Here is a 17,732-nt window from a genome sequence, read left to right on the forward strand (position 1 = left end):
CCTACCGAAAACGGGAACCCGAACCCGAACCGCGCGGATGCATCGACAGGCATCAGGCATGATGGTTCCATGGCTTCCGACGATATCCATGACGTGCCGATCCGCGACGAGATGATCCGGCTGGGCCAGCTGCTGAAGCTGGCCAACCTCGCCGACGACGGGATCCAGGCCAAGGAGTTCGTCGAGAACGGACTGGTCCAGGTCAACGGCGACATCGAAACGCGCCGCGGCCGGCAATTGCACGCCGGCGATACGGTCAGCTGCAACGGCCAAACGGTGCGGGTCAGCCGCGACTGACCCGCACGGGCCGTTTGCTACTTCCCCTGCAGCACCTTGTAGGTCAGGAACTCCTTCACATGCGCCAGTTCCTGGGCGTTGATGCCGTGGCCGATGCCGGGGTAGAGGACCTTGGTCAGGTCCACATGCTCGTTCGTCCAGGCGTGGGTGAACTCGATCTTGTCCGGGGTGATGACCTGGTCCGCTTGGTCCCGGCCCCAGAAGAGCGGGGGCTTGATCGCCTTGACCGCATCGTCGCGGAAGAAATCGTTGCCCGCGGCCGGCACGGCGAATCCGGACAGGCCGACCACCGCGGCGATTTCCTCCGGGCGGTGCCGCAGCACCGAGGTGGCCACCGCCATGCCCATGGAAAAGCCCAGCACCGAAACGCTGCTGTGCATGTCCTTGACTCCGTCCAGCCAGGACACCACGTCGCTGACGGCCTTCGTGACCTTGTCCACGGAAAAGTCCGGCTCGTGCATCAGGGGGAACCAGGTGAAGCCTGGCCCCATCGCCACCGGCGCGCGCACCGCCGCCACGGTGAATTCCTCCGGCAGTCCGGGCACCAGGCCCATCAGGTCCTGCTCGTGGGATCCGTAGCCGTGGAAGAGCACCAGCAGGGGCGTCCCCGCCCGCTCCTGTTCGGGTTTGGACCAGGCAACGACGGGCTGATAAGCAGTTTCAGTCATGAGTTCCATGATGGCACAAAGAGCCCATTGCTTGAAAGTTCAATCTTCTTAAGGTGTCGGATCTCCCAGGGCCCGGGCACCCGAGCCGGTGCCGGGGAGGGTGCCGCCCGCGGGCTGGCCGGCCCCGCCGCTCCGTTCGACGGGCGCCGTCAGCCCGGCGACGAACCGCTTGCTTCGACGGGCGCCGTCAGCTCGGCGACGAACCGCTTGCTTCGACGTGCGCCGTCAGCTCGGCGACGAACCGTTCCGGATACTCCACGTGCGGCGAATGTCCGCAGTTGTCGAGCAGCACCTCGGTGAAGCGCCCGCCGTTGGCCGCATACTTTTCCAGCACCGCCCGGGTCTGCGCGACCATCGGCTGCGGCGGGGCCGCCTCCTCCCCCGGCCAGCCGGGCACCAGACCGGCCTTGCCGAGGCAGTTCAGGTCGAAGAATGAAGCATCGGAAACGATCGCATCGCTGTCGCCGCGGATCCAGAGGATATCCGGCTTGACTGCCAGGTCAACAAGGCCGCTGGCGTCGAAGACCCCCGGCGCCATCGTGTTCAGCACCCCCTTGCGTCCGGGAGCGAAGCCGGGCCAGTTCGGCGAGGGGACGGAATCGCCCGGATAGTTGTCGCGGCCGGTCTTGGTGCTGAGCATCGATTCGACCCAGATGCGTTCGTAGGGCGACTGGAACCCGGCGTGCACATAGGTCGAGCGGTAGACCGACAGCGGCGAGGCAGGCGCGTCGCCGCTGGTGTCCCTGGCTGCCAACCGCGCCACGAAGTCGGGGTTGGCGCCCCCGCCGCCGGTGCCGGCGTCGTCCCCGGTGAGCCTGCGCCCCTCCGGTCCAGCCGTCCCGCCGAAGCCGTACGGCGAGACCGGAGCCTGGAGCGTCAGGCTGCTGACCGGATGCTCCAGCGCGTATTGCATCACCACGCCACCGCCCATGCTCCACCCCACCAGGTGCGCGGGCGCCAGTTGCAGGGTTTCCAGCGTGGCATGAAGATCGTCCGAAAAGTCACGCAGCCCGCGGGCGGCGTCCACCGGCGCCGGGTCCGTCTGGCCGAAACCCCGCAGGTCCACCGCGAGCACGCGGTAGTCGGCCGGCAGCGCCTGCATCGCCTCCTGCCAGAACAGCGCGGAGGAAACATTCCCATGCACCAGGACCACCGGCGTGCCGTCGGGCCGGTCGCCGTCGCGCTCAAGGATGTTCACCGTCAGCCGCTCCGTCGGCACACGCCGCGCCACGATTCCCGCCAGCAATTCCATCCCTGCTCCTCGAGGTCGAGGCGGCCGCCGTTGGCCGCGTCAAGCACACAGTAGTCGGTAAACCGAGCGCTGACCATCACTTCCTGAAAGGTGATTCAGCTATTGGTTCCCACCGCCTGTGCATCCCCGCGCCTTCTTGGGAGAATGTACTTGTGAGTAACTTGTCCCTTCCCGAAACACAAGCGCCCATCGCCGCGGCCCGCCATCCTTGGAGCCGTTTCGTTGCCCTGGGTGATTCGTTCACTGAAGGCATCGGCGACCCGGACCCCGGGAGCCCGGGCGGACACCGCGGATGGGCCGACCGCGTGGCCGAGGAACTCGCCCGCGGCCACCATGACTTCGCCTACGCGAACCTCGCGATCCGCGGCCGCCTGCTGCAGCAAATCATCGATGAACAGGTCGAACCGGCCCTGGCTCTGCAGCCGGACCTCATTTCGATTTGCGCGGGCGGCAATGATGTGATCCGGCCGGGCGGCGACCCGGACGCCCTGGCGGAGAAGTTCGACCGCGCCGTCACCCGGCTGGCAGCGTCGCAAGCCACCATCGTCCTGTTTACCGCGCCCGACATCGGCGACACGCCCGTCATCGGCAGTGTCCGCGGCAAGGCCGCCATCTACAACGAGAACCTGCGCACGGTGGCGGCACGCCATAACGCCGTCGTGGCCGACATGTGGGCGCTGCGCCAGCTGAAGGCACCGCAGATGTGGGCGCCTGACAGGCTGCATTTCTCCCCGCTGGGGCACCACACCATCGCGGCCATGGTGCTGGACGCCCTCAACGTGGAGCATTCGCTGCAGCCCGAGACGCCCAAACCCTTGCCACCTAAGAACTGGCGCACCGCCCGCACCGAGGACCTGGTGTGGGCCCGCCAGCACCTGGTCCCGTGGGTCCTGCGCCGGGTCCGCCACCAGTCCTCGGGCGACGGGATCCTGCCCAAGCGGCCGGCCGCCGACCCCTTCTTCGGTCCGGGCATGCCTCCCGGCGCGGCCGGGTAACAGGAGCAGCCGGTGCAGCAGCCGAGTCCCCAGGAGATCCGCCGTCACCGGCTGCGGGCACAGCGGCTGTGGGACAGCCCCCGGGACGACGCCGCCTCCGCCTTGCGCTGGCTGCTCGCCTTCCAGTCCCAGGAATATGCCTATGCCCGCTGGTCGCTGGCGCAGCGCTGCGGCGGACCGGCACGGGACAACGCTGCAGAGGTGGATGCGGCGATCGTCGGCGGACGCATTCTGCGCACGCACGTCCTGCGGCCCACCTGGCACTTCGTGGCGGCCGCGGACCTGCGCTGGCTGATGCTGCTCTCCGGCCCCCGCCTCAAGGCAGGGAACAAGGGCCGGGACCGGCAGCTGGGACTGGATGAGGCAACGGTGGCGCGCAGCAACGACGTGCTGGCCGCGGCCGTCGCCGGAGGCCGGCACCTGACCCGGGACGAGCTCGCCGCCCGGCTCGCCCACGCGGCGCTGCTCAAGGACGACGGCGCGAGGCTGAACGGAGCGACGCTGCGCGGGCAGCGGCTGGGGCATCTTGTGTTCCATGCGGAGATGGACCGGGTGCTGGTGAACGGGCCTCCGCGGACCGCCGCGTCGGGCGCCGTGCAGCAGACGTACGCGGCCTTCGACGAGCGGGTACCGCCGCTGGCCGCGGACTTCGACCGCGACGCGGCGCTGGCCCAACTGACCGGGCGGTACTTCACCAGCCGCGGACCGGCCACCTTGAAGGACTGTTCCGACTGGTCCAAACTGCCTCAGGCGGACCTCAAGCGCGGCCTCGAAGCCGGGGGCCGAGACGGACTGGAAGTGTTCGAAACCGAGGGGCAACAGCTCTGGTACTCCCCCGCCGCCGGGACGATCGGCGGCGCCGCTGCGGCGGCGGGCGACGGACACCCGCGGGCGGACCTGATTCAGTGTTACGACGAATACGTCATGGGTTACACCAAGACCCGCGGCTATCTGGGCGGCAGCGCGCCGGCGGCGCCGGGCGGCGACGTGCCGATCCACGTGCTGCTGTTGGACGGACGGATGGCCGGCAACTGGAGACACGTCCTAGGGCCCGGCTCCGCCGAGCTGCGGCTCAAGCCGCTGCGGGTCTTGACCGAGCCGGAGCGGCAGGCCGTGGACGAGGCGGTGGAACGGTACGCGGCCTTCCTGCGGCGGCCGGTATCGCTCGAACTGACCTGACGCTCCGCTCCCCCTGATCGGGCGCAGCGGTGGGAATGGGCGCGGACGGCGGGCACCGACGTCGTACCGAGGCCGCTGTCACGCGGGCGGAAAAGTCAGGCGGGCGCGAAGAACGCCTCGGTGAGGGCCTCGTGCAGCTGGTGGATGTCGGTGAGGAAACCGTCGTGGCCCAGCGGCGTCTCGATGGTGTGGACCTTGACCGCCCCGGGCAACGCCTCGGCCAGCTGCCGCGACTGTTCGGGGAAGTACAGGCGATCGGAATCCACCGCGGCGACGAAGAACTGCGTGTCGGTGAGGCCGCCGAGCGACTGCTCCAGCGAGCCCCGGCCCCGGGCAACGTCGTGGCTGATGAGGGCCTCGGTGAGCAGGATGTAGCTGTTGGCGTCGAAGCGCGCGACGAGCTTGTCCGCCTGGTAGTCGAGGTAGCTTTCCACGGCATAGCGGCCACGGGCGGACGGCGTGATGCCGCCGTACGGCTGCTCCTCCGCCTGCGGCTTACGGCCGAACCTGTACTCCAGCTCCGGCTCCGAGCGGTAGTTGATGTGCGCGATCCGCCGGGCGATACCCAGTCCCGCCTCGGGAGCGGGGCCCCCGTAATAGTCGCCGCCGGAGAAGTGCGGGTCCAGCCGGATGGCCGCGACCTGCGCCTGCGCGAAGGCAATCTGTTCGGCGGTGCTCGCGGCGCCGCACGCCAGGACGGCGCACCGGGCCGTCCGCTCCGGGAACGTGGCAGCCCATTCAAGCGCGCGGGCGCCACCCATCGACCCGCCGAGCACCGTGTGCCAGCGCCGGATCCCCAGCGCGTCGGCCAGCCGCGCCTCGGCCCGGACCGAATCGCGGATCGTGACGAACGGGAAGCGTGAACCCCACGGCGTCCCGTCCGGAGCCGGCGACGAGGGACCGGTGGAGCCGTAGCAGCCGCCAATCATGTTGGCGGCCACGACGAAATAGCGCTCCGTGTCGATCGTGGCACCGGGGCCTACCAGGTCGTCCCACCAGCCGTCCTCGTCCGAGTAGCCGCGTGCGACATGCGTGCTGCCGGTCAGGGCGTGCTGGATCAGGACGGCGTTGGACGCGTCCGCATTCAGGGTGCCCCAGGTTTCAAAGGCGAGGACCACCTCGGGCAGATAGCCGCCGGCTTCCAGCTCCAGCGCACCAACCGGCATCCGGCGCAGGATGCCGTCGGTCGCCTGTTCCACCAGTTCCTGCGGTTGCACTATCGTCACGCTGCGCTCTACCTGCTTGCCTAGTCGTCCGCACCCTTGGCGGCACGGAAACCAGCCTCCAGGTCGGCGATGATGTCGTTGACGTTCTCGATGCCCACCGACAGCCGGACCAGACCGTCGGTCACCCCGGCCGCGACCCGTTCCGCGGCCGAGAGCTGGGCATGGGTGGTCGACGCCGGGTGGATCACCAGCGAGCGCACATCGCCCAGGTTGGCCACGTGGGAGTGCAGTTCAAGGCCGTCCACAAAGCGCTTCCCGGCCTCGATGCCGCCCTTGATTTGGAACGCGACGATGGCGCCGGTCCCCTTCGGGCCGTACTTGCGGCCGCGCTCATACCAGGGGCTGGAGGGCAGGCCGAGGTACGCGACCGAGGCAACGTCGTCGTGCTCTTCCAGGAATTCCGCCACCCTCTGCGCGTTGGCCACATGGCGCTCCACGCGCAGGCTCAGCGTCTCCAGCCCCTGGGCGATCAGGAATGCATTGAACGGCGAGATGGCGGACCCCAGGTCGCGCAGCAACTGCACCCGGGCCTTGAGGATGTAGGCCAGGTTGGCGCCCAGAGCGCCGCTGACGCCGAGGTCGCGGGCGAAGACCAGCCCGTTGTACGTGTCGTCCGGCGTGTTGAATCCCGGGAACTTTTCGGGGTCGGCGGCGAAATCGAACGTGCCGGCGTCGACGATCACGCCGCCGATCGCCGTCCCGTGGCCGCCGAGGTACTTGGTGGCCGAGTGGAGCACGATGTCGGCCCCCCACTCGATCGGACGGATCAGGTACGGGGTGGACAAGGTGTTGTCAACGATCAGCGGCACGCCGTTTTCGTGGGCGATGGCGCTGACCGACTCCAGGTCCAGCACGTCCTGGCGCGGGTTGGAGACGACCTCGCCGAAGAACGCCTTGGTGTTCGGCTTGACGGCATCGCGCCACTGCTGCAGGTTGTCCGGATCCTCGACGAAGGTGACCTCGATGCCGAACTTGGGCAGCGTGGTGCGCAGCAGGTTGTAGGTGCCGCCGTACAGGCTGGGGCTGGCCACGATGTGGTCGCCGGCCTCGGCCAGGTTGAGGATGGAGAACGTCGACGCGGCCTGGCCCGAAGCAAGCAGCAGGGCGCCGACGCCGCCCTCCAGGTTGGCGATCCGGGTCTCGACCGCTTCCTGGGTGGGGTTGCCGATCCTGGTGTAGATAGGTGCCAGTTCAGACAGGGCGAACCGGTCGGCCGCGCTCTGCGCGCTGGGGAACACGAATGACGTGGTCTGGTAGATCGGCAGTGCGCGGGCGCCCGTGGCGGCGTCCGGCTCCTGCCCTGCGTGAATCTGACGGGTTTCAAAGGACCAATCGACGTTGGACATGGTGCAACTCCTTCACTGGAAGGGGCCATCCGGGATCCGGCCGTGCCGGCATGTCTGTCCCGGGTGTGACCCGCGCTTGCGCACCGCCTTATGGCGGCTGCCTGGTCTTCACCCGGGGCACCCCACCGCGGTTGGAGGGTTGCCGGCCAGCAAACCGGGGTTTTGCGCTGGCACTCATGACCTGCCTCCAGTCTCCGCAGACAAGCCGGCGGCCGCAACAATATGACACCTTATGACTGGGCACCGGTCTCCGGACCGCCTGTCCGACCGTCCGCTTGTCACCGTTGCCGGCGCGTGCCAGCGAGGCGGAATTGCTGCCCGGGAAAGCCGCGTTCCGCAGGAGCCGCAAGTTCAGTGACTTAGGTCACCCTAAGTCGAGAGCGGGTTCACAAAGTGCCAAGATAATGCCATGCGCTTCGACCATGTTTCTTATGCTGCTGAACCCGACGGTCTGGCTGCCACCTCAGAGCGGATCTCCAAAGCCCTGGGCATCGACGCCGTCAAGGGCGGGGTTCACCCTCGCTTCGGCACCCGCAATATGATCTTCCCCCTCACGGACCACCATTACCTGGAGGTCGTGGAGGTGCTCGACCACCCCGCATCCGACAAGGCCCCCTTTGGCCAGGCCGTGCGGGCGCGGTCGGAAGCCGGCGGCGGCTGGATGGGCTGGTGCGTGGCGGTCGACGACCTGACCCCGTTCGAAGAACGGCTGGGCCGCCACGCGGTTCCCGGCAACCGCAAGTTCCCGGATGGGCAGGAACTGAGCTGGCAGCAGATCGGGATTAAGGGCCTCATCGCCGACCCGCAGGTGCCCTACATGTTGCGCTGGGACGACGGCACCGAACCGCTGCACCCGTCCAACGCCCGCCCCGCCACGGTCAAGCTGATCGGCCTGACCATCGCCGGCTCTTCCGAGCGGGTGGCGGACTGGCTGGGCACGCCTGTTGACGGCCTGCTGGACGACGTCAAGGTCGCCTGGACGGCACCGAACGGTACGCCGGGCATCCTGTCCGTCCGCTTCGAAACCGCCAACGGGATCGTCGAACTCTGAGTTCTCCCGGCATCGCTCCGTTTCGGGCGTCCGCTCCGCGTTATAGAAGGAGCAGACGCCCGAAACGGAGCTTTTGAGTGCACAAGCCCTCCAGATCGTCCTGCTGGGCATGCGCTTCGCGTGGACCGCTACCTCGGCTTTCCCGCCCTGCAGGCCACCCGGATTCTTGCTCTGGCCGGCCGGTTCTTTGCCACCGGGAAAGTCAAACCGCGTGAAACGGGTTTTCGCCTTCGCCAATCCCGCCTCGCAGTCGCCGGGCGAATCCTACTCCCGGGCTCTGATGTACCTGAACCACTTCCCGGAGCCGTTACTGCAGTACCCTGTCTTCGATCCGCAGGGAGTTCGTGTCGGCATCGTCGACTTCTACTGGGAACAATTTCGTCTTGCCGGCGAATTCGATGGTGCAGGAAAATACTCCCGAAACGAGTACCTTCGGAGCCGTAGTCCCGCCGCCGTAGTGGAGGCGGAAAAGAGGCGGGAGGACCGCATTCGGGCGACGGGGGCGGGAATGGTTCGCTGGATGTGGGACGCGCTCCAGCCCACAGGTACCGACACACCACTGGGTATCGTCCGGTCCCTTTCCATGGCGGGCCTTCCCCAGGACAGGTGGAACAACTCGTGGACGGGCACGTAGCGGTCAATTCTCCCCAGCACCACTCCTGACTTGGGGGCGGGCCGTTGCTCCGGTTTGGGCTGCGGCTCTGGGAAACAGCAGGAGCACGCGCCCCAGGCAAAGCTCCAATGATGGCCGGCTACGTGCCGATGGCCGGCAACTCTTTTGTGCCCGCTACGAGCCGATGCCGATGGCCGGCCCCAGCAGCGTGTAACCGACGAAGCCGGCAATATCCAGCAGGGCGTGCGCCACCACCAGCGGCATCACCCGCTTCACCTTCGTATAGGCGTAGCCGAAGATCAGGCCCATGAGGAAGTTCCCGATGCCCGGCCCGATGCCCTGGTAGAGGTGATAGGTCCCGCGCAGGGCGGCGCTGACGAAGATCGCGGACCAGATGCCCCAGCCGAACCTCGCGAAGCGGTTGAAGAGGTAGCCCACCATGACCACCTCTTCGAGGACCGCATGCCGCAGCGCGGACAGGACCAACACCGGAACCGTCCACCAGTATTCGTCCAGGGCCGCCGGGACAATGGCGGTGGTGATACCCAGGGCCCGGCCTGCGGCATAAACGCCCAGCGTCCCGACACCGATCACCAGCGCGAGCAAAAAGCCCAGGCCGAAGTCCAGCCGCGGCCGGGAAAACGTGAACCCGATCGCGCGGAAGGCCGACCGGCCGGGAACGGTCATCAAGAACAGCACCAGGGCCACCGGCACAAGCGCAAAGACGATGCCGAGCATTTGGTACACGAAATCGAAGAGTTCCCGCTCGTTCAGCACCGGGTTCAGCGTGGTCGTCTGCGAGGCCAGCGGAGCGCGGGTTATTTTTTCCAGCAGGTTCACCACGGCGTAGACCGCCGACTGCCCGAGCGAGAGTCCCAGGACGATCAATACCTCTGCCCGGTAGTACCTGACCGTGCGCCGCGTGCCCTCGGCGGCGACCTTCTGCTTGTCCATAGCCTCCATCTTGCCAACAGAACCGCGGGAGTCGTCGGCCTGGGACGCTTCCGTTCCGTGCGCGGCTGCTCCCGTGGCCCGCGTCGGCGCCGGGAACGCTTGGCTGCTACAAGTCCAGCAGCAGGCGCCGGCCCTTGCATCGCGACACGCAGATCATCATGGTGTCTCCGGCCTCGCGCTCGTCGTCGGACAGCAGCGAGTCACGGTGATCGATCTCACCACCCAAAACGGGGGTTTGATAGAAACCGGCAAAGGGCAAGTAGCGTAATGACCGCCAGGAATCGCGTGGCTAGTAATCAGGTTGCAAGGTTTCCGTCCGATCCATTTTTAGAAGGCTGGCTGCCAGCACATGCACTCCTGTACTGATGTGCTCGGCGTCTGTCCACTCTTCCGGGCAATGGCTTCGGCCGTTGTGAGACGGGATGAAGATCATTCCAGCAGGGCAGCGGGCTGCCAGGTGCGCAGCGTCGTGACCGGCGCCACTGGGCATGGGCATCCAGGGGAGCCCGAGGTCATCGAGTGCTGATGCCGTCACGTTTTGTACTGATGCGTTCGTCGGCACGACAGGAGTTTCCGCCGCCCAGTCGAGGAGTGCTTCTACTCCGCTTTCGGCGCTTTGCCGAAGGATTTCATCGGCTACCCTTCTCCGCACACCAGAGAGCCAGATTTGGTTGTCGCTGCGGAATTCTGCCATCAGCGTTGTTCGACCCGGAATCACGTTTCCAGAACCTGCTTCAACAAGCAGGTTGCCGCTGGTCGCGACCGCGTGGACAGGTGCTTCGCAGGCCTCCCGTTCGACGGCCAGGACGGCCTTGGCTGCAGCGACCAATGCATCCCGCCGGTCATCCATGTTACGAGTGCCGGCATGATCCGATCTGCCGAGAAAGGTGGCGAGCAGCGTGTGCACGCCAACGATTGAGGTAACAATTCCTACATCGATTCCCTTCTGCTCAAGGATCGGGCCTTGCTCCACATGCAGTTCGAGGTACCCGTGCAGTTCGTTTTGCGCCCACGAGCGTGCAAGCATGCCGTTTGGATCCAAGCCGAAGTGTGCCACCGCGTCACCCAGTCTGTTGCCAACTGAGTCTGTACGGTTCAGATCTTCTGTTTTGAGCACGCCTGCCGCTGCCCGACTGCCGAGGCAATATCCACCGTAGGGGTTTGCTTCTTCGCCCAGAAAGTCGACGACCAGCAAATCATGATTGAGCATCGTGGAAGTCTCGCGGAAGCGGCGCGCAGCTTCGATGCCTCCAAGCACTCCGACGATCCCGTCGAATCGTCCGCCTCCCACTACAGTGTCGGTGTGTGAACCGGTGACCAGCGGCGGCCCGGGATGGCGCCCTCGGAGACGGCCAATGACGTTGCCGGCAGGATCCACAGTGACTTCCAGACCGGCGTCCCGCATGCGGGATTGTACCCAGATGCGGGACGCCGAATAAGGATCGCTGAAGACCGGGCGGCTCCACCCAGGTGAGTCAGATTCCCGTATCTGTGAGAGCGCTGTCAGATCGTCCCATAGGCGTTCTTGGACCGGCTCCAGCGATGCCGCATCCTGCATGTTTCTCCTCCTAAGGCGGCGTTTTAGGCACTTACCCTTGCGGCTGCCGTCTGTTCACCGGGCGGGGGGGAAGGGCCTGGTGTGAGATGAAGGGCTGTGGTGCCTGCGGCAACAGAAGTGCCCGCCTACAAATCAAGCAGCAGGCGCTGGCCCTTGCACCGGGAGACGCAGATCATCATGGTGTCTCCGGCCTCGCGTTCGTCGTCGGAGAGCAGCGAGTCACGATGGTCGATTTCGCCGCCCAGCACAGGGGTTTCGCAGGTGCCGCAGATTCCCTCCCGGCAGGAGCTCAAAGGGGCGATCCCGACCGACTCAAGGGCCTGCAGGATGGTTTCATCCGAGCCCACCGGGACCTCCGTCCCATCGGCCAGTTCAACGATGAAGGCCGCATTGCCGCCCACGGGCACAGGCGGGTTATCGCCGGTGGCGGTGAAGCGCTCACAATGAAAACGCGCAGGGACTTCCCACCCGTCGGCAATCGCCTGGATGACATTTAGCAACGGCCCGGGACCGCAGGCGTAAACGTGTGTTTCCGAGGGTAGGTCCCCCAACAGCTCTGCCAACGGGTAAAAGCCGCTTTCGTCATCCGCGTGAATATGGATGTCTCCCCCAAGCGACTGGATCTCATCGAGAAACGCCATCGACGAGCGACTCCGCCCCAGATAGAGCAGACGCCATGGGACTCCAAGGGCGGCGGCCTCGCGGATCATCGGCAGGATGGGGGTAATGCCAATGCCGCCGGCGATGAAGACATAGCTCCCGGCAGGTTCCAGGACGAAATTGTTGCGCGGTCCCCGAACCTGAATTTTGGTCCCCGGCCTCAGCATCTCGTGCACGTAGGCCGAGCCGCCGCGCCCGTCGGGTTCGCGGAGTATGCCCAGCCGCCAGGCAGCACGGTTCGTCCGCTCAGAGCAGAGCGAGTATTGGCGCAAGAGGCCGTTGGGAAGGAGGACGTCCACATGGGAGCCGGCGTCCCACTCCGGCAGATCCTCACCCAGCGGATGTTCCAACTGCAGGGAGACTACACAGTTGGACTCCTGCCGGATTGACCGAACTTCGACGTCAAAAAATTCTTCATTCATGATTGCCCTCACGGTGGGTATCAGGCTGCTGCCGGTTCGGCGAGAACAGAGGCCAGGAAGGCCTTGGTGCGATCGTTCTTCGGGTTGGTAATTACCTCGCGGGCCGGCCCCTGCTCCACTACGTAGCCGTCCGCCATAAACACCACCCGGTCCGCGACGTCCCGGGCAAAATGCATCTCGTGCGTCACCACGACCATCGTCATGCCGGAGTTGGCCAGGTCCTTCATCACCTTCAGGACCTCACCCACCAACTCCGGGTCAAGAGCCGAGGTCGGCTCGTCAAAGAGCATCAGCCGCGGCTCCATGCACAGGGCGCGCGCGATGGCCACCCGCTGTTGCTGGCCGCCGGAGAGCTGCCTCGGGTAAGCCTCGGCTTTTTCCGCCAGACCTACTTTTTCCAACAGTCCCATCGCCCGGGCCACGGCCGTGGCTTTCTTTTCCTTTCGGACCAGCCGTGGTGCCTCGATCAGGTTCTCCAACACCGTCATGTGGGGGAACAAGTTGAACTGCTGGAAGACCATTCCCACTTCGGTACGGCTGCTGCAAATGTCGTTGTGGCTCTGTTCGTAGAGCTTGTTGCCTTTAAGGTCGTAACCCACGATCTTGCCGTTCACCCACATGCGGCCGCCGTCGACCGTTTCCAAATGGTTAATGCAGCGCAGGAAGGTACTCTTACCGGATCCCGAGGGGCCGATCAGGCAGACCACTTCCCCCGGCTGCACCTCCAAATCAATGCCCTTCAATACCTGATTGGAACCGAAGTTCTTGCAGATCGCGTTGGCCCTCACCATCGGTTCAACGCCGTGGGTAACCGTCATTTCTTGCCGCCTTTCAAGGAGAGCGCGTCATGGGTGGCGAAAAACCGCTTCAACTGCTGCAGCGGCGTCGGCGGCAGGTTCCGCTGGTTGCCGCGGGCAAATCGCCGCTCCAGGTAGTACTGGCCGATGGTCAGGACCGAGGTAATCAACAGGTACCAGAGGCTTGCGACGATCAGCAGCGGGACGGTCTCGAAGGTCCGCGCGTAAATAATCTGCGCCGAGTACAAGAGCTCCGGCACCGAGATCACGCTGACCAACGCCGTGGTCTTGAGCATGCCGATGGTTTCGTTGCCAGTGGGCGGGATAATGACGCGCATTGCCTGGGGCAGCACCACCCGCCGCATGGTCTGCATGCGGGTGATACCCAGGGCCTCGGCTGCCTCTGTCTGCCCGTGGTCAACCGACAGTATGCCCGCCCGGACGATCTCGGACATGTAGGCGCCTTGGTTCAGGCCAAGCCCCAGGATCGCTGCAGTCATGGGTGTGATCAACTGGTTTGCGTCCAGTTCAATGCCCGGGATGCCGAGAGTGATAACCGGGTACAGCGCAGCCAGGTTGAACCAGAACAGCAGCTGCACCAGCACCGGCGTGCCCCGGAAAAAGTTCACGTACGCAAACGCGGCACTACGCACCACCGGATTGACGGAGAGCCGCATGACTGCGAAGACGACCCCGAGCACGATGCCGATGGCCATGCTGATCGCCGTCAGGCCAAGCGTGACGAGAATGCCGCGGCCGATGGACACGTCGCGCAGGTACAGGCCCACGACGTCCCATCCGAAGTTGGGGTTCGTCATCACGGATCGTAATAGCAGCCCGGCGATCACGATGATGACGGCTGCGGACAGCCACCGACCGGGATGCTTTGCCTTGACGACGGTGTAACCATCGCCGGCAGGGGCTGCTTGCTCGTTGCGGGTAGTCACGGCAGTCATGCGGATGCTTCCTCTCCGCTACTTGTTGTCGAGGGCTTCGGACGTGATCAGAACCGACTCCGGGAGGGCCCACTTGGCGCGCATTTCCTCGTAGTAGTCGCTGTCCAGAATGCCTCGGGTGGCCTCAGTAACTGCTTCCTGCAGCCCGCCGTCCTTGGCTAGTGCGATGCCGGTGGGAATCGGGTCGTAGTCCTCACCGGCGGCCAACTCGAATTTATCCCCGGCTTCCTTTGCCTGGTAGGCCAAGGAAACGCTGTCTGCGACCACGGCGTCTACGCGGCCGGAAGTCAGGGCAAGGTTGGCGTCCGTCTGCCCGGGAAAGTTCTGAATGGTGATGGGTTCCTTGCCCGCTGCCGTGCATTCCTTGGAGAATTCGGGCAGGTACTCCATGGATTGGATCGATCCCTTTTGGCCGGCGATCTTCTTGCCGCACATGCTCATGGGATTCATGGAGATCTTCTGGGGGTTCCCGGGAAGGACGGCGACGCCGGAGCCCCCGTTGAGGTACGGCACGAAGTCAACAATTTTCTCGCGTTCCGGGGTGATCGAAAAGGTCGACATGGCCATGTCATACTTTCCGGAGGCCAAGCCCGGCAGGATGGTGTCGAAGGTCGCGGGCACGTGTTCAATCTCCAAGCCCAGGGCAGCACCGATTGCGTCCGAGAAGTCGACGTCGTAGCCGATCATGGTCTTGTTATCCGTGTCGTAGTACTCGAACGGCGCGTAGGTCGGGTCGGAGGCAACGCGCAGGGTTCCGGCGGCCCGGATCTCCTCCGGCAGCAAGTCTCTGGCCGCCTCGTTGAGGGCCACAGCATCCGAGGAAGCATTGGAGCCGCCCGGAGCAGCGGAACCAGCAGGTTCCGGCACGGCCTGGGACGCGTTGGTGCAGGCAGCCAGTGACAGGGCCAGCAGGACTGAACCGGCGAGGACGGTTGATCGGGGGGCGCGTTGACGTGAATGACGCATGGATTTTCCTTTCGAAGTCCGGACAGCGTTGTCCGGTTTTGGATATCCGCACTGACCAGGAGACGGTCAGTGCCTCGGTGCTTCAATTTCGGGTGCTACGTGCAGCATGTAGTTGCCGAGCGAGACGAGTGCGGGCCTGCGCAGGATGGCCACCATGCCATTCACCGGGGCGGTGTAGGTTTGCGGCGGCCGCTGCAGGTCATCGATGGCATGGACCCGTGCAACCGGGTCACCGGCCCGGACCCGCTGGCCCAGTTCCACCAGGGGTTCGAATAGCCCGGCAGTGGTGGCCATCACTGGGGAATCGGGCACCAACTCCAGCCAGACGGGTTCGGCTGCTTCCACGGCTGCCGGTTGCAGGACGGTGTCGTACTGTGCCGGCATGATTCCCACGTGGGCCAGCAGCGAGCGTACGCCGCGCCGCCCGCCCGCCAAGACGCCCGGATGTATCGTGCCTCCCCCGCCGAGTTCGGTGGAAAGCGTCAGTGCACCCGCGTCGTCGCCGGCGGAACTGAGCGAACCAGGTTCAAGCCGGGGTGGCACGGCTATCGCATAGGGCAATCCCATCGCCCGAGCCGCGGCCACTTTCCGCGCCCACGCCTGCTCGTCCGGGCCCCGGTACAAAAACATGCTTGGCAGGTAGGTGGAATTGGACCCGCCCGAATGCAGGTCGATCACAACGTCGGCTAGCGGCAGCAGCGTCCCGGCGATCAGGTCGGCAACTTGGTCGGTGGGTCCCCCGCGCCGCCCGCCCGGGTAACTACGGTTGAGGTTCCCCCCATCGATCGGCGACACCCTTGTACCGGCACGCACCGCCGGCGCGTTCGCCGCCGGCACGATGATCACCGTCCCGTTCACGTCCTCGGGCTCCAAAGAACGGATCAGTTCGTGCAACACGACTTGGCCTTCATACTCATCGCCATGCGTGCCGGCGACCAGCAGCGCCGTCGGTCCCGGCCCCGAAGAAATCACTGCCAGGGGAACCGGGATCAGCCCGTTGTCATGGACGTTGTCTGAATGCGACAAACCGGCAAAACCCAACTGCTTGCCGGGCCTGCCAAGCTCGATCCCATTTAGGGCATGATCCGTGATGCGCCGGGCAGCGTCGACGCTGCCACCGGCCGTCAAGGGACCCACCGCAGCACCTTGGCCTTTCGCGGGGCGAGGGTGATGACCTGGACGGCGGATTCTCCCGCCGCGAGCGAGAGCCGGATAGTCTCCGCGTCCTCTCCTTCGACGATGAACACATCGCCGGCCCGCAACCAGCGTTTCCACGGGCCGTCCTCGGCGGCGACCAGCGCCTCGCCGGCCAGTCCGGTCACCAGCAGCTGCTCGCCGGGCCCGCGCTGCAGCGTGCCGGTGTAGTTGCCGGTGTAGCGACGGCTGTCGGAAGCGATGTAGTTCTCATCGGCTTCAAGTGCGACGGCGGGCTCGGGGCCGGATTCATCCAGTTCCACCGTCCAGCGCCACGGGTCGCCGCGCTCGGCCGAATCCGGGCATGCCGCCAGGATCTTGGCACCCGAGTCCGCCGAAGTCTCCGCGCCGAGGGCGTTTGCCCTGATCAGCATCCACATGCCGGCGCCTAGGCCGTCACGGGAGCAACCGGCTCCCGGCGGGCGGCCGAACCCATCGCGGACTTGGCCTGCTGCTCCTTCTTGATCAGCGCGGCCAGGATGCGCCGCGCCTTCGCGACCCCGCCGTCCTGGGCGATCAGGACATCGAACTCGCCCTCGGGCCGGGTCTGCATCCCGATCTCCTGGGCCTCCAGCGCGGATGCGTCCTCGTCCAGTACGGTGGCCAAACCGACCCGGAGGTCCTCGGTCGCCTGCTCGTTGTCGACGGCGAAGTTGCGGCTGAAGGCGTAGTAGTACCAGGAATTGTGCTGGTCGATGGGCGTGATCCCGTTGAGGACCTTGATCAGGAAGCCCTCTTCGCGCGGCTTGCCCTCCCCGGTGATGCCGGAGTGCAGGACGTGCAGGTTGGGCACGAAGAACTCGGTGCAGTGGAAGCGGTCGAACAGCCCGCGGGCGTCCATGGTTTCGGCATAGAGCGGCGGCGCTTCGACCGAGGGCATCAGGCGGTCGACGCTGACCACGTTGCCCTCGACCTCCACGGTGATGCCGTGTTCGTAGATGTAGTCGTCGCCCACGGTGGTCTTGTGCAGGAAGGACTCGTGGGTCAGGTCCAGCAGGTTGTCGTGGATCAGGTCGGCCCGGCACTTGAAGTGGTACGAATGGGTGACGGTGGCCCACTCGGGGTCCACCATCCAGTGGGTGTCCGGGACATCGGCCGGGTCGGCCAGTTCCGGATCGCCGGTCCACACCCAGATCCATCCGTCCTGCTCCACCACGGGGTATTTGCGCACCTTCGCGCGCTCCGGGATCGAGGACTGGGCCGGCACCTTGGTGCACATGCCGTCCGGGCCGTAGGTGAAACCGTGGTAGCCGCACTCCACCGAATCTCCGATCGTGCGGCCTTCCGAGAGCGGGAAGGCACGGTGCGCGCAGCGGTCCGCAAGGGCAATGGCTTCGTTGTCCTGGGTCCGGAACAGGACGATCGGCTGCTCGCAGATGACCCGCCGCACCGGCTTGCGGGTGACCTCCGTCGACCACGCCGCCACGTACCAAGTGTTCAGCACATACATTTTAAGGTTCTCCTCCAACAGGTGTGTATACACTGTATTCAGAGCCGCAATGTGACGTCAAGCACTTTCAGCTAAACGTTGGCAAGTTACGCGTTTCGCCGCTTTTGCCTCGAAATCCATGTCCTGCCCGGCGGCAGGACTATAAAGT

General features: G+C 65.6%; 18 protein-coding genes and 1 riboswitch. Of the genes, 5 read left to right on the plus strand and 13 right to left on the minus strand.

What is annotated here, in order from left to right; genetic code table 11:
• Positions 1-69: 69 nt before the first annotated feature.
• The gene (locus AC5RUH_RS07920; RefSeq protein WP_494014231.1) at positions 70-297 is read left to right on the plus strand and encodes an RNA-binding S4 domain-containing protein; all 228 of its coding nucleotides are present in this window, start codon (positions 70-72) and stop codon (positions 295-297) included.
• 17 nt (positions 298-314) lie between these two features.
• On the opposite strand, the gene AC5RUH_RS07925 is transcribed toward AC5RUH_RS07920, so the two are convergent.
• Positions 315-965 (minus strand): alpha/beta hydrolase, encoded by a 651-nt coding sequence (locus AC5RUH_RS07925; protein ID WP_494026396.1) that lies wholly within the window; start codon positions 963-965, stop codon positions 315-317.
• Positions 966-1,152: 187 nt separating this feature from the next.
• Positions 1,153-2,217, minus strand: a complete 1,065-nt coding sequence (locus AC5RUH_RS07930) for an alpha/beta fold hydrolase (protein WP_494128295.1) — start codon at positions 2,215-2,217, stop codon at positions 1,153-1,155.
• Between the two features lie 152 nt (positions 2,218-2,369).
• Between AC5RUH_RS07930 and AC5RUH_RS07935 the strand changes: the two genes are divergently transcribed.
• Entirely contained in the window at positions 2,370-3,212 is an 843-nt protein-coding gene (locus tag AC5RUH_RS07935; RefSeq protein WP_494002485.1) for an SGNH/GDSL hydrolase family protein, read from the plus strand.
• Positions 3,213-3,224: 12 nt separating this feature from the next.
• Positions 3,225-4,391 carry a winged helix DNA-binding domain-containing protein gene (locus AC5RUH_RS07940; RefSeq protein ID WP_494076162.1) on the plus strand — a complete coding sequence of 389 codons (1,167 nt, stop codon included), beginning with the start codon at positions 3,225-3,227 and terminating at the stop codon, positions 4,389-4,391.
• Positions 4,392-4,486: 95 nt separating this feature from the next.
• Here the strand turns inward: AC5RUH_RS07940 and metX are convergent, their stop codons facing one another.
• Positions 4,487-5,557 (minus strand): homoserine O-acetyltransferase MetX, encoded by a 1,071-nt coding sequence (gene metX / locus AC5RUH_RS07945; protein WP_494128321.1) that lies wholly within the window; start codon positions 5,555-5,557, stop codon positions 4,487-4,489.
• A gap of 80 nt (positions 5,558-5,637) precedes the next feature.
• Positions 5,638-6,963, minus strand: a complete 1,326-nt coding sequence (locus tag AC5RUH_RS07950; protein WP_494128296.1) for a bifunctional o-acetylhomoserine/o-acetylserine sulfhydrylase — start codon at positions 6,961-6,963, stop codon at positions 5,638-5,640.
• 67 nt (positions 6,964-7,030) lie between these two features.
• Positions 7,031-7,145: riboswitch (SAM riboswitch) on the minus strand.
• 227 nt (positions 7,146-7,372) lie between these two features.
• On the opposite strand from AC5RUH_RS07950, the gene AC5RUH_RS07955 reads away from it, so the two are divergent.
• Positions 7,373-8,014, plus strand: a complete 642-nt coding sequence (locus AC5RUH_RS07955) for a VOC family protein (protein ID WP_494002488.1) — start codon at positions 7,373-7,375, stop codon at positions 8,012-8,014.
• Between the two features lie 211 nt (positions 8,015-8,225).
• Entirely contained in the window at positions 8,226-8,648 is a 423-nt protein-coding gene (locus tag AC5RUH_RS07960) for a hypothetical protein (RefSeq protein ID WP_494128297.1), read from the plus strand.
• 153 nt (positions 8,649-8,801) lie between these two features.
• Here AC5RUH_RS07960 and AC5RUH_RS07965 read toward each other — a convergent pair whose 3' ends face one another.
• From AC5RUH_RS07965 to AC5RUH_RS08005, 9 genes are all read right to left on the minus strand, one after another.
• On the minus strand, positions 8,802-9,581 hold the full coding sequence (locus AC5RUH_RS07965) for a CPBP family intramembrane glutamic endopeptidase (protein WP_494128298.1): 780 nt from the start codon (positions 9,579-9,581) through the stop codon (positions 8,802-8,804).
• 289 nt (positions 9,582-9,870) lie between these two features.
• Complete coding sequence (locus AC5RUH_RS07970) at positions 9,871-11,139, minus strand: M20 family metallo-hydrolase (RefSeq protein WP_494128299.1); 1,269 nt, start codon at positions 11,137-11,139, stop codon at positions 9,871-9,873.
• 125 nt (positions 11,140-11,264) lie between these two features.
• Positions 11,265-12,221: a PDR/VanB family oxidoreductase gene (locus AC5RUH_RS07975; RefSeq protein ID WP_494128300.1), complete on the minus strand. Its 957-nt coding sequence runs from the start codon at positions 12,219-12,221 to the stop codon at positions 11,265-11,267.
• Positions 12,222-12,241: 20 nt separating this feature from the next.
• Positions 12,242-13,039 carry an amino acid ABC transporter ATP-binding protein gene (locus AC5RUH_RS07980; protein WP_494128301.1) on the minus strand — a complete coding sequence of 266 codons (798 nt, stop codon included), beginning with the start codon at positions 13,037-13,039 and terminating at the stop codon, positions 12,242-12,244.
• On the minus strand, positions 13,036-13,974 hold the full coding sequence (locus tag AC5RUH_RS07985; RefSeq protein WP_494128302.1) for an amino acid ABC transporter permease: 939 nt from the start codon (positions 13,972-13,974) through the stop codon (positions 13,036-13,038). The genes AC5RUH_RS07980 and AC5RUH_RS07985 overlap by 4 nt, the downstream gene beginning before the upstream one ends.
• An 18-nt stretch (positions 13,975-13,992) precedes the next feature.
• Positions 13,993-14,940: an ABC transporter substrate-binding protein gene (locus AC5RUH_RS07990; protein ID WP_494128303.1), complete on the minus strand. Its 948-nt coding sequence runs from the start codon at positions 14,938-14,940 to the stop codon at positions 13,993-13,995.
• A 66-nt stretch (positions 14,941-15,006) separates the two neighbouring features.
• Positions 15,007-16,077 (minus strand): succinylglutamate desuccinylase/aspartoacylase family protein, encoded by a 1,071-nt coding sequence (locus AC5RUH_RS07995; protein ID WP_494128304.1) that lies wholly within the window; start codon positions 16,075-16,077, stop codon positions 15,007-15,009.
• The gene (locus tag AC5RUH_RS08000) at positions 16,065-16,508 is read right to left on the minus strand and encodes a hypothetical protein (protein WP_494023761.1); all 444 of its coding nucleotides are present in this window, start codon (positions 16,506-16,508) and stop codon (positions 16,065-16,067) included. Before AC5RUH_RS08000 ends, AC5RUH_RS07995 begins: the two co-directional genes overlap by 13 nt.
• 14 nt (positions 16,509-16,522) lie before the next feature.
• Entirely contained in the window at positions 16,523-17,602 is a 1,080-nt protein-coding gene (locus AC5RUH_RS08005; RefSeq protein WP_494026403.1) for an aromatic ring-hydroxylating dioxygenase subunit alpha, read from the minus strand.
• Positions 17,603-17,732 lie beyond the last annotated feature (130 nt).

The sequence above is a fragment of the Arthrobacter sp. Y3223166 genome, assembly GCF_059090935.1.